General features: G+C 53.9%; 13 protein-coding genes and 1 rRNA gene. 6 read left to right on the top strand and 8 right to left on the bottom strand.

The genetic code is table 11. The annotated features are described in order from the left end of the window. The first annotated feature begins 3 nt into the window (after positions 1-3). The 3 genes from rrf (at position 4) to HP459_RS14845 (ending at position 2,160) form a co-directional block, all read left to right on the top strand. Positions 4-119, top strand: a 5S ribosomal RNA gene (rrf, locus tag HP459_RS14855). 129 nt (positions 120-248) lie between these two features. Further along, complete coding sequence (locus HP459_RS14850) at positions 249-701, top strand: DUF4385 domain-containing protein (protein WP_032622345.1); 453 nt, start codon at positions 249-251, stop codon at positions 699-701. A 151-nt stretch (positions 702-852) separates the two neighbouring features. Further along, complete coding sequence (locus HP459_RS14845) at positions 853-2,160, top strand: MFS family transporter (RefSeq protein ID WP_048966852.1); 1,308 nt, start codon at positions 853-855, stop codon at positions 2,158-2,160. Here HP459_RS14845 and HP459_RS14840 read toward each other — a convergent pair. From HP459_RS14840 to trxC, 5 genes are all read right to left on the bottom strand, one after another. Beyond that, the gene (locus HP459_RS14840) at positions 2,157-2,480 is read right to left on the bottom strand and encodes a YfiM family lipoprotein (RefSeq protein ID WP_022649053.1); all 324 of its coding nucleotides are present in this window, start codon (positions 2,478-2,480) and stop codon (positions 2,157-2,159) included. The genes HP459_RS14845 and HP459_RS14840 overlap by 4 nt on opposite strands. Positions 2,481-2,525: 45 nt before the next feature. After that, a complete protein-coding gene (pssA, locus tag HP459_RS14835) occupies positions 2,526-3,881 on the bottom strand; it encodes a CDP-diacylglycerol--serine O-phosphatidyltransferase (protein WP_022649052.1) in 1,356 nt (451 codons plus the stop codon). 109 nt (positions 3,882-3,990) lie between these two features. Beyond that, positions 3,991-6,654 carry a protein lysine acetyltransferase gene (pat, locus tag HP459_RS14830; RefSeq protein ID WP_171936401.1) on the bottom strand — a complete coding sequence of 888 codons (2,664 nt, stop codon included), beginning with the start codon at positions 6,652-6,654 and terminating at the stop codon, positions 3,991-3,993. 35 nt (positions 6,655-6,689) lie between these two features. Further along, positions 6,690-7,388: a tRNA-uridine aminocarboxypropyltransferase gene (gene tapT, locus HP459_RS14825; RefSeq protein ID WP_171936400.1), complete on the bottom strand. Its 699-nt coding sequence runs from the start codon at positions 7,386-7,388 to the stop codon at positions 6,690-6,692. A 70-nt stretch (positions 7,389-7,458) separates the two neighbouring features. Beyond that, the gene (trxC, locus tag HP459_RS14820; RefSeq protein WP_003860733.1) at positions 7,459-7,878 is read right to left on the bottom strand and encodes a thioredoxin TrxC; all 420 of its coding nucleotides are present in this window, start codon (positions 7,876-7,878) and stop codon (positions 7,459-7,461) included. Between the two features lie 204 nt (positions 7,879-8,082). Here trxC and HP459_RS14815 point away from each other — a divergent pair, with 204 nt between their 5' ends. Next, entirely contained in the window at positions 8,083-9,168 is a 1,086-nt protein-coding gene (locus HP459_RS14815) for a tRNA/rRNA methyltransferase (RefSeq protein WP_023300740.1), read from the top strand. Between the two features lie 39 nt (positions 9,169-9,207). Here the strand turns inward: HP459_RS14815 and ung are convergent, their stop codons facing one another. Further along, positions 9,208-9,897 (bottom strand): uracil-DNA glycosylase, encoded by a 690-nt coding sequence (ung, locus tag HP459_RS14810; RefSeq protein WP_003860729.1) that lies wholly within the window; start codon positions 9,895-9,897, stop codon positions 9,208-9,210. Between the two features lie 314 nt (positions 9,898-10,211). Between ung and grcA the strand changes: the two genes are divergently transcribed. Then, on the top strand, positions 10,212-10,595 hold the full coding sequence (grcA, locus tag HP459_RS14805) for an autonomous glycyl radical cofactor GrcA (RefSeq protein ID WP_022649048.1): 384 nt from the start codon (positions 10,212-10,214) through the stop codon (positions 10,593-10,595). A 52-nt stretch (positions 10,596-10,647) separates the two neighbouring features. Here the strand turns inward: grcA and srmB are convergent, their stop codons facing one another. Next, positions 10,648-11,976, bottom strand: coding sequence for an ATP-dependent RNA helicase SrmB (gene srmB / locus HP459_RS14800; RefSeq protein ID WP_022649047.1), 1,329 nt, complete (start codon positions 11,974-11,976; stop codon positions 10,648-10,650). A gap of 132 nt (positions 11,977-12,108) precedes the next feature. Here srmB and HP459_RS14795 point away from each other — a divergent pair, with 132 nt between their 5' ends. Then, positions 12,109-12,846, top strand: coding sequence for a tRNA1(Val) (adenine(37)-N6)-methyltransferase (locus tag HP459_RS14795; RefSeq protein WP_171936399.1), 738 nt, complete (start codon positions 12,109-12,111; stop codon positions 12,844-12,846). Here the strand turns inward: HP459_RS14795 and nadB are convergent. After that, on the bottom strand, positions 12,831-14,151 hold a 1,321-nt coding region (gene nadB / locus HP459_RS14790), incomplete at its 5' end, for an L-aspartate oxidase (RefSeq protein WP_171936398.1). The two genes, HP459_RS14795 and nadB, sit on opposite strands and share 16 nt — an antisense overlap.

Below are 14,151 nucleotides of genomic sequence, written 5' to 3'. Positions count from 1 at the left end.
TTGCCTGGCGGCTTTAGCGCGGTGGTCCCACCTGACCCCATGCCGAACTCAGAAGTGAAACGCCGTAGCGCCGATGGTAGTGTGGGGTCTCCCCATGTGAGAGTAGGGAACTGCCAGGCATCAAACAGAAAGAACCCCGTACCGGAAGGTGCGGGGTTTTTTGCTTTGTGCGCGGAAAAACATGCCGGATGGCGGCTTCCCCTTATCCGGCCTACAATTGTTAAAACGATTTTAACAAAGGTGCCGCTTTGACTCGTCCTTTTGATTACCAACAAGATTTTGCAAATATAAATTTTCGCGAACATCCCGAACGGTATCAGGTTGGCCGGGGTGAGCAGGGCGTATTGATGGTCGAGCCTTATAAAAGCGAAATCCTTCCACACTGGCGTTTTAAAAATTCTGAAGTCGCAGCGCGTTCGGCACAAGAGATATACGCTCTCTTTGAAGAGTACCGCAGTAAAAACGATTTTGTAGGTATGGATATGGCGCGTAAATTCATACAAATGGGCTATACCCGCGCCCGGCGATACGCGAATCATAAGGGCGGTAAAAAGTATGATGCGGAACGACAAGTCAAACCCCTCGATCACGATCCAGTAAAAGCAGAAGCAGCCGCAGTCTTCAAAAAGTGGTGGGATAAAATTCGTGCAGACGAAGATTACTTGCAGCGAAAAAAGGCCCACCAGCAGTCCTGGGGATAATTACTGCGTCCGCTAATAATTAGATAGCTGATCGAGTTCACAAAACGCAATGAAACATATTGGAAACATTTTATTTACCTAACGATTCGTTTTAAATCCGGTTTTACTGTTTGTGGGCAAAGGCCCGCAATGTGAGACAGGGGATATTAAAATGACAGAAACCGTAGCCAGTGCAGATACGGATAACACCAATTTGGCAGGTAAGGATACTCGCCGTCGGGTTTGGGCAATCGTTGGGGCCTCATCAGGAAACCTTGTAGAGTGGTTTGACTTTTACGTCTATTCATTTTGTTCACTCTACTTTGCGCATATCTTTTTCCCGTCAGGGAACACCACAACTCAGCTTTTGCAAACCGCAGGCGTTTTTGCCGCCGGGTTCCTGATGCGCCCTATCGGTGGATGGCTATTCGGCAGGATCGCGGACAGGAAAGGGCGCAAGACATCCATGCTCATCTCTGTATGCATGATGTGCGTCGGCTCGCTGGTGATTGCCTGCCTGCCCGGTTATGAGACTATCGGAACATGGGCACCGGCGTTGTTGTTGCTGGCACGTCTGTTCCAGGGGCTATCGGTCGGTGGCGAATATGGCACCAGTGCGACATACATGAGCGAAGTGGCGGTTGAAGGTCGCAAAGGTTTCTACGCATCATTCCAGTATGTAACCCTCATTGGCGGACAGCTACTGGCGTTACTGGTTGTGGTGATCCTTCAACAAATCCTTAGCGATGAAGATTTACGCGCCTGGGGCTGGCGCATTCCGTTTGCCCTGGGGGCAGCCCTGGCGGTTGTGGCGCTGTGGCTACGCCGTCAGCTTGATGAAACCTCACAACAGGAGGTCAGGGCGCTTAAAGAAGCTGGTTCGATGAAAGGGCTGTGGCGTAACCGCAAAGCATTTTTGATGGTATTAGGCTTTACCGCCGCAGGCTCGCTAAGCTTCTATACCTTCACCACCTATATGCAAAAATATCTGGTCAACACTACGGGCATGCATGCAAACGTTGCGAGTGTCGTCATGACGGTGGCGTTACTGGTCTTTATGCTCATCCAGCCAATTGTCGGCGCGCTGTCGGACAAAATTGGTCGCCGTACCTCCATGCTGATCTTTGGCGGCATGCTCACCCTGGGTACCGTTCCGCTTTTGACGGCGCTACAGCATACAACCTCTCCGTATGCCGCTTTCGCTTTAATCATGGTGGCGCTCATTATTATCAGTTTTTACACGGCAATCAGTGGCATTTTGAAAGCGGAAATGTTTCCCGCACAGGTGAGGGCGCTGGGCGTAGGCCTCTCTTATGCGGTTGCAAACGCCCTGTTCGGCGGTTCGGCAGAGTATGTCGCGTTATCCCTTAAGTCATGGGGCAGTGAAACGACCTTCTTCTGGTATGTCACCGTTATGGGGGCGCTGGCGTTTATTGTCTCGCTGATGCTGCATCGCAAAGGAAAAGGTATCCGTCTTTAATAATGCGCCATCTGCCAGACGGCGTAGCCGGTTGTTGCCCCGGCTACGTCCCAGGCAAAATCTTTCCAGCTCCAGCCGCTTCCCGAGGGGCGGCTATCCCAAAGTTCTTTTGATGCCCCCAGGCTGATGGAGAACATCAGGCCTATTGTGGCACTTCGATCCCTGCTATAACCCTGGTGCAGCGCATACTCATTACCCGCAGCGGACATCATTGCAGACGCCAGAAAGTGCTGAGCTTTATCCTGACCCGACCAGTTATCATTAGCCATATGGCTGCAACCTGTCAGCAAAAGAGGGATTATCAGGCAAGGCGTACGCATTAACAGGCTCCATAAAAAAGCCCCGTCGATGACAGGGCTCGTGTATTACAGAATGCGGCTGATGAGGCGATCGATACGGATCCGACGTAGACGGCGAATCAGCTTGCGAACTTTCACCGGGTAATCAGCGATGCTTTGCAGATCGCGATAATGACGAACCACTGTGGTATGCGTGCGTATAAGCTCCAGCTCACGATCGCGTTTCGCGGCTAACGCATGCTGAGGATCGTGAATAAGAATGGCGTTTTCCAAATCCAGACGCCAGGCGCGTGGGTTCAGGTTATTACCGGTCAGCAGCATCCACTCGTCATCAACCCACATTCCTTTGAGATGATAACTGTTATCTTCATCTTTCCAGAGGCGCACGACGAGCTGGTCCGTGTTCACATAGTACTGTAAACGGCTCAGAAAGCGGCGCAGGTTAATCTCATAGAGATAAGGCAGTGCGCCGATGATCTTGAAAGGCTGATCTTCCGGAATGAAAAAGTCGTTTGCCGTTTTATCCCCGACAATGATTTCCACCTTTTTACCATCACGCAGCAACTGAATGATATTACGCACCAGAACGGCGGGAAGGTTGAAGTAAGGGGTGCAGATGGTGAGCTTATGCTCCGCGCACGGCATCAAATGGAAGATAGTCTTGTTCAGGAGGCTGGATTTACCCAGGCCTACCAGAGGCGTAACGGATAGTTCTTCATTATTGGCATCACCCTGGAAACGATAAATCGCATCGCGCAGCTCCTGGCGGAAGGAGCGAACGTCGTTTTTGATTTCCGGGCTTTTCGGGCGATGAGGATCGTCAAGACGGTGCACACCCCGGCCATGAACCAGGTTTTTATCAACCCAGTTGAACATGATGTCGGTCATCTGCGGATTACGGATAAGATGGTAGCGATCGTAACGGTATTTATCGAGCTGATGGAGATACACATCATTCAGACTGGCGCCGCTATAAAGGACGCTGTCATCAATGATAAATCCTTTAAAATGAAGAACGCCAAGCGCTTCACGGGTATTCACCGGTACGCCATATACCGGGATATCAATACCCGGATTTTCCTGGGCCATGCGGCAATACCAGTCAGCATTGGTATTCGAGGCAGCCGCACCAATACGGCCACGCTGAGCACGGTGCCAGTCAACCAGCACGCGAACATCCAGTTCCGGACGCTGACGTTTCGCTTCATAGAGCGCGTTCAGGATCGCACGCCCACCTTCATCTTGTTCAAGATAGAGCGCCACAATGCAAATACGTCGCGTAGCGCTGGCAATCTTTTCAAGAAGCGTCTCCCGGAAATGAGCGGGAGCATAAAAGAACTCTACATCATCAACTGACTGAGAAATCTTCGGTAGTTGAGCAAGGTGTTGTTGATGTTTATTACGCTTAAATTTTGACAACATCACAGTGCGTTTCTTCTCTGTTCATTGAAGGGTTGTCTGTACCAGGCAAACAACATAAGCGGACAATGATACCCCAGTGCCGGGAAAAGTGGGTAACATTTCCAGCAGCTTACTCTTGTTTATCCGTCGAAGTCAGGCTGAGGGACAAAGAGACAATGCCTTCATCCAGCTGGATATCAACGTCAAAACCGAGCTTCCGCGCCAGGGTCACCATACCCCGATTATTTGGCATAGTAATGCCATTGAGCCGTGACAATCCGTGATCGCGCGTATAACCAATGAGTTTTTCGAGCAGCCGTCTGCCCAAACCCAAACCTTTAAGATCGGAACGCACCAGTACGGCAAACTCCGCATCCACGTTATCCGGGTCGGAAATGGCACGCGTCACGCCGAGGATCTCTTCTCCCTCTGCGGAACGGCGGACCGCCACAATCGCCATTTCTCGATCGTAGTCGATCTGGGTCATATTGGCTAAATCGTCGTGGGTAAATTCATTAATTTCGCTGAAATAGCGATAGTACAAATCTTCTTTCGTCACCTGCGAGATGAACGCTCGCAGCAGCGGCTCGTCTTCCGGCAGGATAGGGCGAAACAGTGCCCGCTCTCCATTTTTCATCTCCACCCACTCTTCCAGATGGAGAGGATAAGGACGAATGGCGAGACGGCTTTCCCGGTCACCGACAAATGGCGCAATTTCCAGCGTCACGTCGAGGGCAGTGAATTCATTTCCGGAAGCGAGGAGCGGGTCGATGTCCAGGCGCTGGATCTCCGCACAGTCAACAATGAGGTTGGAGACCTTCACCAGAAACTGGCTTAACCCGGCGATATCAAGCGGCCTCAGAGCGCTTCTGCCGCGGATTTTTTTACTTTTGATGGCCTGAATAACCAAATAACGCGCCAGGTTCATGTTTAGAGGTGGAAGCGCGACAGCCGCTTGTTCTTCTGGCCGCCATTCAACGCCGCCTTCACCCAGCATAATGAGTGGACCAAAAACCGGATCGTGTTCGACGACCACGCGCAGCTCCTGCGCACCTGCTCGGTTAGCCATGCTCTGCACCAGCAGGCCGTGGATCCGGGCCTGTGGCCACGTCATTTTAACGCGATCGATAATGGCATCCGCGGCCTGTTGTACTTCTGTCGCGGTGCGCAGATACAGCATGACGCCCTGAACATCCGATTTGTGCGGAATATCGGGGGAGCGCAGCTTCAGCGCGACCGGATAGCCAATCTGCTCAGCGATATGTACCGCCTCAGCGCTGTCACCGGCAATCCAGGTCGGCAGTGTTTGCATCCCATAGCTGCCAAGAATGGGTTGCACTTCATGCGTATCAAGCGAAGTGGCGCCCTCTTCGATGGCCTGTTGCAATAAACTGTGTACGTCCACCGAATTTGCTGTGAGGTTGCCCGGTAGGGCAGGCGTTTCACGCAGCTGCTTCTGGTTGCGGCGGTACTCAACCATATGCATAAACGCGGTTATGGTGCCCTCTGGCGTACGGTAGGTTGGCAACCCGGCTTCACTAAACAGACGTCGCGCTTCCTGCGAGGAGAACTCGCCGCACCAGTTGGTCAGCAGGGTGACGTATTTGCCGCGCGGATGGTTTCGGACAGCCTCAATCAGCGTTCGTGCACTTTCGCTGCCTGGCGCAACCGCGCTGGGCGAATGGATAATCATCAGCGCATCAAAGTCCTGGCTATCCAGCAAAATCGTGATCGCCTTAATGTAACGATCGCTGCTGGCATCATCGCGCAAATCGAGGGGATTATCGGGAACAACGCTTCCCGGTAACGCGTCCCGCAGGCGCTGGAGCGTCTCTTCACCCAGCGTGGCCAGCTTGCCGTTGCGTAGCCAGAGCTCGTCCAGCGCCAGGGCGGCGGGAGCGGCTCCGTTGCTGACAATCATCAGCTTTTCACCGCGCAGGGGACGCATGTGGCTCAACGTTTCGACGGCGGAAAAAAGCTCGTGCGTATCCTGTACCCGCAGTAAACCGGCGCGCTGGATCGCTGCATCCCATGCGGGATCCATCCCGGAATGGGATTGCAGCAGGCGCTGAGCCGCGGGGCTGCGCCCGCTTTTGATGACCAGAATCGGTTTATTACGCGATGCGCTACGCGATGCCGACACAAAACGACGGGCGTCACTCAGGTGTTCAAGGTAGAGCAGGATAGCGCTGGTTTTGCTGTCACGCGCCAGGAAATCCAGCAGCTCATCGACGTCAATGTCCAGGCTGTCGCCGAGGGCGATGAAATAGGAAAAGCCCATCTCACGCTGCTGCGCCCAGTCGAGGATGGTATTGGATACCGCTGCCGACTGTGAAATAAAGGCCAGTTTGCCTTTACGGATCGGAACTGGGGAAAAACTGGCATTCAGCCCTTGCCAGGGCGCAAGCAGACCGAGGCTATTTGGACCAAGAATGCGCATCTGGTAGCGGCTGGCGCAGGCCAGCAGTTCGGGCTGCTGTTCAGGAGGCGAGGAAAGAATAATGCAGGTTTTACAGCCTTTCTGACCGAGCGACTCAAGCAATTCGAGGTTTCGTTTCGCATGCGTACAGAGCACGGCGAGGTCGGGAACAAACGGTAAACTTTGCACGTCCGGCCACGCCAGCACCCCCTGTACCGCTTTATAAGCGGGCGTAACGGGCATGACCGGGCCGTTAAACCCGCCAGCCAGCAGGTTACGCATCATCAGATACCCTGCGCGGTCCGGTTTCATCGAGGCGCCAATAACGGCAATGGATTTCGGACGGAGTAGCGCTTCTAACCCTCTCTGGCTCATGCAGGCCTCCTGTGAATGCAAGCGACCTGATGATTTTAAACGCTTTCTGTCTCTGTTGCTGTGACGCTACCCTTATGAACGGTTTTTCCTGCCAGATAACGTTCGCGGAAGCAGGAGAAGTGGGCGCTTAATGCGCTGGCCGCCTGGGTATCGCCCGCCAGATCCAGTAGCGCAATGGCGACTTCAGCGGTGCAATATTGACCCTCGGCATGCGCTTCTCGTAAGCGATAGGCCGAAACCCGCGACAGATCGACGGAAATCACCGGCAGCGCATCAAGATAAGGGCTTTTGCGAAACATCTTTCTTGCTTCGGTCCAGGTGCCGTCGAGCATAATAAACAGCGGCGGCTTACCGGATGGTGGCGCCGTAAGCACCTGGCGTCGTTCGCCTGCATATGATGCCGGGAAAACGACCATGGGCTGATAGTCCGGGTTTGCCACCAGGTCAAGCAGAGCCTGAGGTGGCTCAGTGCGCGACCACTGAAACGCTGCGGTATTGGGCAGAATATCGGCGATCAAACGCCCCGTGTTGCTGGGCTTCATCGGTTCGGTATCGAACATGACCAGACAAAAGCGGCTTTTCGCCTCGCTCGGTGTAAGCGTTTCGCACAGACACACTTTCAGCGGTAAAAGGCAGCGCTGGCAGCGGCGAATACGATTGCCTCGGGCCAGAAAAGGGCGGGTTGCGCGCGCAAGGCGCTCGGCGCGTAATTGAAGTACAGCGTTATCAGTCATGGGCGAAAAGGCAGGAAAAAACCCATTTTCGCAGAGGAGAGAACGGGGCACAAGATGTGCCCCGTGAATGTTACAGGGATTCGTTTAACCAGCTGTCGAAAGGCGCCTTCGGTACTGCACCATTGAGCATGTCGATCACTTCCCCATTTTTGAAAATCATAATGGTTGGAATGCTGCGAATGCGAAAACGGGCGCTGAGTTCACGTTCCGCTTCGGTATTCACTTTAACAAAACGCATTTTCCCGCTGCGCTCTTCAGCCACGTCTTCGAAGATGGGCGCAAAGTTACGGCAGGGGCCGCACCACGGTGCCCAGAAATCGACCACAACCGGCAGATCGTCCTTGAGGAGTTTGTCCAGCGTAGCACCCGTCGCGTTAATGACATCGCCATCAAATAATTCGTGGCCACAACGCCCGCATTTCGCACCGTCATCCATCCGATCGTCCGGAATGCGGTTTAAAGCCTGACAGTTGGCACATACGGTATTCATAACTAACCTCTGATAGAGCCGTGGAACAACGGCAGAACGCCGATAATGTTTCTGATATGTTACATATTATCAGTGAGCCTGTATAAATCGACAACGCGTTTTATTCAATGGGAACAATAGTCACAGGCTTTTGTACGAAATTATGGCTATGAGCTTGCACATCGGGTAATCTGCGCGCTTCGCGCAGCGCTGGTGGAGAAAAGCATGAACGACGAAATGAAAAACAAAAGCGGCAAGGTCAAAGTGATGTATGTCCGCAGTGATGATGACTCTGATAAACGCACCCAAAATCCGCGTACCGGAAAAGGTGGCGGGCGTCCGGCGTCTTCTCGTGCAGACGGTGGCCGTCGCCCCGCCCGCGATGACAGAAATAACCGCGGCGATGACCGCAAACGTGATGACCGTAAGCGTGACGATCGCAAACGCGATGATTTTGTCCGCGACGGTGGATCGCCATGGCGTACCGTTTCTCGCGCGCCCGGTGAAGAGGCGACCGAAAAAGCCGATCACGGCGGTATCAGCGGAAAAAGCTTTATCGATCCGGAAGTGCTGCGTCGTCAGCGTGCGGAAGAGACCCGTGTCTACGGTGAGAACGCCTGTCAGGCCCTGTTCCAGAGCCGCCCGGAGTGTATCGTTCGCGCATGGTTTATCCAGAGCGTGACCCCGCGCTTTAAAGAAGCGCTGCGCTGGATGGCGGCGAACCGTAAAGCCTACCACGTGGTTGACGATGCCGAGCTGACAAAAGCGTCCGGGACTGAACACCACGGCGGCGTCTGCTTCCTGATCAAAAAACGTAACGGCACCACCGTGCAGCAGTGGGTCAGCCAGGCGGATGCCGATGACTGTGTGCTGGCGCTGGAAGATGTGGGTAACCCGCATAACCTGGGCGCTATGATGCGTAGCTGCGCGCACTTTGGCGTGAAAGGCGTTCTGTTGCAGGATGCCGCGCTGCTGGAATCCGGTGCGGCAATCCGTACCGCGGAAGGCGGTGCTGAGCATGTTCAGCCGATCACCGGCGACAGCGTGCTGGAGGCCCTTGAGCAATTCCGTAACGCGGGCTACACCATTGTCACCACCTCAAGCCGTGCCGCTACGCCGCTGTTTAAAGCGACGTTGCCGCGCAAAATGGTGCTGGTGTTAGGTCAGGAGCGCGATGGTCTGTCTGATGCGGCACTCTCCAGCGCTGACATGAGCGTTTCTATCGACGGCACTGGCAACGTTGAAAGCCTGAACGTATCCGTTGCGACCGGCGTGCTGCTGGCCGAATGGTGGCGTCAGAACAAAGCATAAGCCTTTTATGTGCCGGGCCTGACCCGGCACATTCAAACCCTACTCACTCTCTGCCGGTAACACAGGCATCCAGTCAATCGGCTTTTCGCCACGCTTTTCCAGCCACTCATTCGTCAGAACAAAATGGTTACTGCCAAAGAAACCGCGATGCGCAGACAGCGGCGACGGGTGCGGTGCCTTCAGTACGTGATGACGCTGACGATCGATAATTGCCCCTTTCTTTTGGGCATGTGAACCCCAGAGTAAAAACACGACGCCTTCACGATGCTCATTGATCAGGCTGATAACCTTATCGGTAAAGGTTTCCCATCCCAGACTGGCGTGGGAGTGTGCCTGACCCGCCCGGACGGTTAATACGGTATTCAGCAACAGCACGCCCTGGCGCGCCCAGCTTTCCAGATAACCGTGATTAGGGCGGGTGAAACCCGGAATCGTTCCTTCCAGCTCTTTATACATATTCAGCAGAGAAGGGGGAATGGCCACGCCCGGACGCACGGAAAATGCCAGTCCGTGAGCCTGCCCGGGACCATGGTACGGATCCTGCCCCAGTATAACCACCTTCACGTCGCTCAGTTCGGTGTAGCGAAAGGCGTTAAATACATCTTTCTGCGGTGGATAAATTGTCTGGCCGGCCTGCCGTTCAGCCGCAACGGTACTGAGGGTATTAATAAAATAGGGCTGCTGCTTCTCTTCTGCCAGCACGTCATGCCAGGTTAAAGGTGTTGTCATCTCGCTCTCCTGCGAATTTCATTCTCTGCCTAGCTTACCTGCTAATGCCTGGTGAGCAAAATTACCCGCGGAAAAGCGGCTAAGTGTCTCAATTTATGTTGAAAACCAGGCAGGGTAAGTTGAATTGGTAAATCATTAAAATTGATCTAAAACAAAAAATTCAGACCACACTCTTTATGTGGTTAGTGATTTTGTTGATTTAAATCAATAAATCACCCGGGTCTGAATGTTATATATACACACAACAAACAATGGTTTTACCAATTGGCCGCAAAAGGCCAGCATCAGTTAATGTAGCCTAAGGGAGGCAACACATGATTACAGGTATCCAGATTACTAAAGCTGCAAATGACGATCTGCTGAACTCTTTCTGGCTGCTGGACAGCGAGAAAAACGAAGCGCGCTGTGTAGTAGCGAAAGCAGGTTTTGCGGAAGACGAAATCGTTCCGGTGAGCAAACTGGGCGAAATTGAATACCGTGAAATTCCAATGCAAGTGCAACCAGAAGTGCGCGTGGAAGGTGGTCAGCACCTGAACGTTAACGTCCTGCGTCGTGAAACGCTGATGGATGCTGTTGAGAACCCAGAAAAATACCCGCAGCTGACCATCCGTGTGTCTGGCTATGCGGTGCGTTTCAACTCTCTGACTCCGGAACAGCAGCGCGACGTTATCGCCCGTACCTTTACTGAAAGCCTGTAAGGTTTCAGCTTCGGGGGTGGAATAAAAAAGCCGGGAATGTCCCGGCTTTTTTTTACTCTTCAGTTTTTGTCTCTGGCGCAGCAGAACTTGGCTTACGGCGCTTACCAATATTTTTGGTATCGCGGTGGCGCTGCTTCACGCGCGGCTTCTCTTTTTCTTTCTCTTTTCTCTCAGCACGTTTCGCGAGCGCTTTCTTGGACGGTTTACCCGTCATTTTTTCACTCGGCGCACGTGTCGTCGGACGAAGTTCGTCAATCACACGAGCTTTTAGCGGCTCATCAACGTAGCGGCCAATTTTTTGGAGCAGCAGATGGTCGTGCGCTTCTACCAGAGAAATAGCAATCCCTTTGCGGCCCGCACGGCCGGTACGACCAATACGGTGCAGGTAAGTATCACCGCTGCGCGGCATATCAAAGTTGATCACATGGCTCACGTCCGGGATGTCGATCCCGCGCGCGGCAACGTCGGTTGCAACCAGCACATTCACGCGGCCATCGGTCAGGCGCTTAATCCCTTCGGTACGCTTAACCTGTGCCATTTCACCTTCGAGATAGCAGTTGTTGATGCCAGCGTTGCGCAGCATTTCTGCCAGCTCATGCACGCGCTCGCGTTTACGTACGAAGACGATGGTACGGGTTGCTTCTTCCTGCTTCAGCAGATGTTTCAGCAACTCAACCTTATGCTCAAGGTTATCTGCGCGGTAGTACCACTGGTGGATCTTCTTACGCTCACGCGTCGATGGCGTAGCGGACACTTCCACCGGATCTTCCAGCAGACGTTCGGCGAAATCTTTAATGGCATCCCCTTCAAGGGTTGCCGAGAACAGCATTGTCTGGTTACGCCAGCGCGTTTCACCCGCGATGTGTTCGATATCCTGGGCAAAGCCCATGTCCAGCATGCGGTCAGCTTCATCGAGAATCAGCGTTTCCACCGCCCGGCAGTCGAAGTTCTCTTCTTTTATGTATTGCAGCAGACGGCCTGTCGTCGCGACAACGATATCCTGGTTTTCGCTGAACACTTCGGCGTGGTTCATATACGCTACGCCGCCGGTGATGGTCGCGATATCCAGATGGGTGTTCGCCGCCAGCTCACGCGCGTGTTCGGCAACCTGCATCGCCAGTTCACGGGTCGGGGTCAGGATCAAAATGCGCGGCGGCCCTGATTTTTTACGCGGAAAATCGAGCAAATGCTGCAACACAGGCAGCAAGTAGGCTGCTGTCTTCCCCGTGCCGGTTGGCGCAGAACCGAGCACATCGCGGCCCTCAAGCGCAGGCGGAATGGCCGCGGCCTGAATGGCGGTCGGGCGTGTAAAGCCTTTACTCTCAAGAGCATTGAGCAGGCTTTCATCGAGTTCAAGTTCGGAAAAAGTCGTTACAGTCATGTTCTACCTCTGTGTGGGGCGCTGATTATAGACGTTACGGCTGTAATCTTCATCTGTTTGTATGGATATCGCTTTTCGACCACTTCGCTTTCCCCTATGCTACTCCAGTTTCACACAGAAGGTTGCCCTGACATGTCTCAACTCAAAGCGCAGTTGCGCCGCGATGGTTTTACGTTTAAACAATTTTTTGTGGCGCACGATCGTTGTGCAATGAAAGTCGGTACAGACGGTATTTTACTGGGTGCATGGGCCCCTGTCGCAGGTGTAAAACGCATTCTGGATATTGGTACGGGCAGCGGACTTCAGGCGCTGATGCTGGCGCAGCGTACCGAAGAACACGTCACTATCGACGCCGTTGAGCTTGATCCTCAGGCGGCCCAGCAGGCAAGCGAAAACGCTGCCGATTCTCCGTGGGCAGAACGGATCAGGGTGGAATGTGCCGATGTCCTGGCCTGGGCACCGGAGCAGACTGCGCGTTACGATTTGATCGTCAGCAATCCGCCGTATTTCACGCCAGGTGTGGAGTGTGGAACGCCGGAACGCGAGCAGGCACGTTACACCGGCTCGCTCGATCACAAGGCGCTACTGACCAGCGCGGCGGAACTCATCTCGGAAGAGGGATTTTTCTGCGTGGTCTTGCCCGAAAGCACGGGTAACACCTTCATTGAGATCGCTCGGGATATCGGCTGGAGTTTGCGTCTTCGTACCGATATTTCGGACACGGAAGGTCGCTTACCGCACCGCGTGTTGCTGGCGCTCTCGCCGAAAGAGGGGGAGTGCTTTACCGACAGGATGGTTATTCGCGGGCCAGACCAGCGTTATTCCGAAGATTACACTGCCCTGACCCAGGCCTTTTATCTGTTTATGTGAACCTGCGGCGTCAACACCGACGGGCCGGACGTTTCCAGCGGGTCGGGATAGTCCAGCGTATAATGCAGGCCACGACTCTCTTTGCGCATCATCGCACAGCGTACAATCAGCTCGGCAACCTGCACAAGGTTGCGCAGCTCCAGCAGATTATTGGAAACGCGGAAGTTGGCGTAATATTCATCAATTTCCTGCTGCAACATCATGATGCGGCGTAACGCGCGTTCCAGACGCTTCGTTGTGCGTACAATCCCGACATAATCCCACATGAGAAGCCGCAGCTCGTGCCAGTTATGCTGGATAACAACCAGTTCGTCCGGGTTCTCTACCCGACTTTCATCCCATGCTGCCAGGTGCGTTGTTGGACGTGCATAGGGCATGCGTTTGGTTATATCTTCCGCAGCCGACCACCCATACACAAGACACTCCAGCAATGAGTTTGATGCCATGCGATTCGCACCATGCAGGCCGGTGTAACTGACCTCGCCGATCGCATACAAACCATCCACGTCGGTACGACCATGATCGTCAACCATCACCCCGCCACAGGTATAGTGGGCGGCAGGCACAATCGGCACCGGATCGCGGGTTAAATCGATACCCAGACTCCGCAGCTTTTCATAAATCATCGGGAAGTGCTGGCGAATAAAGTCTGCCGGTTTATGGCTAATGTCCAGATACATACAGTCCACGCCAAGCCGCTTCATCTCGTGGTCAATGGCGCGGGCCACGATATCCCGCGGGGCAAGTTCACCTCGGGGGTCGAAGTCCGGCATAAACCTGGAACCGTCCGGTCGCTTGAGATACGCGCCTTCGCCGCGCAACGCTTCAGTTAACAGGAAGTTACGTGCCTGCGGGTGGAACAGGGCGGTAGGATGGAACTGATTAAACTCCATATTCGCTACGCGGCAGCCTGCGCGCCAGGCCATGGCGATACCGTCTCCGGAGGCGATATCCGGGTTAGTCGTGTACTGGTAAACCTTGGAGGCGCCGCCGGTCGCCAGCACAACGGCTTTAGCCTGGCAGGTTTCCACCTTCTCTTTATTCCGATTCCACACCCATGCGCCGACAACACGGCGCGTGCCGGGCAGGCCAATTTTATCGGAAATAATCAGGTCGACGGCGTTACTGCGCTCCAGCACCCGAATATTGGGATGGCTGAGGGCTTTGCTGACCAGCGTGGTTTCAACCGCTTTTCCTGTTGCATCAGCAGCGTGCAGAATACGGCGATGGCTGTGCCCGCCTTCACGGGTCAGATGATAGCTCTCTTCACCATTAGGCTGAACCTGCGTATCAAACAGCACGCCC

This window comes from Enterobacter sp. CM29 (assembly GCF_013179605.1).
GTDB lineage: Bacteria > Pseudomonadota > Gammaproteobacteria > Enterobacterales > Enterobacteriaceae > Enterobacter > Enterobacter intestinihominis.
The sequence above is the reverse complement of the archived record's forward strand: the minus strand, read 5'-3'. Positions and strand labels throughout refer to the sequence as shown.

Coding starts and splice junctions, on each gene's coding strand:
- HP459_RS14845 (WP_048966852.1), top strand. CDS start 853: ATGACAGAAACCGTAGCCAGTGCAGATACGGATAACACCAATTTGGCA.
- HP459_RS14840 (WP_022649053.1), bottom strand. CDS start 2,480: ATGCGTACGCCTTGCCTGATAATCCCTCTTTTGCTGACAGGTTGCAGC.
- pssA (WP_022649052.1), bottom strand. CDS start 3,881: ATGTTGTCAAAATTTAAGCGTAATAAACATCAACAACACCTTGCTCAA.
- pat (WP_171936401.1), bottom strand. CDS start 6,654: ATGAGCCAGAGAGGGTTAGAAGCGCTACTCCGTCCGAAATCCATTGCC.
- tapT (WP_171936400.1), bottom strand. CDS start 7,388: ATGACTGATAACGCTGTACTTCAATTACGCGCCGAGCGCCTTGCGCGC.
- trxC (WP_003860733.1), bottom strand. CDS start 7,878: ATGAATACCGTATGTGCCAACTGTCAGGCTTTAAACCGCATTCCGGAC.
- HP459_RS14815 (WP_023300740.1), top strand. CDS start 8,083: ATGAACGACGAAATGAAAAACAAAAGCGGCAAGGTCAAAGTGATGTAT.
- ung (WP_003860729.1), bottom strand. CDS start 9,897: ATGACAACACCTTTAACCTGGCATGACGTGCTGGCAGAAGAGAAGCAG.
- grcA (WP_022649048.1), top strand. CDS start 10,212: ATGATTACAGGTATCCAGATTACTAAAGCTGCAAATGACGATCTGCTG.
- srmB (WP_022649047.1), bottom strand. CDS start 11,976: ATGACTGTAACGACTTTTTCCGAACTTGAACTCGATGAAAGCCTGCTC.
- HP459_RS14795 (WP_171936399.1), top strand. CDS start 12,109: ATGTCTCAACTCAAAGCGCAGTTGCGCCGCGATGGTTTTACGTTTAAA.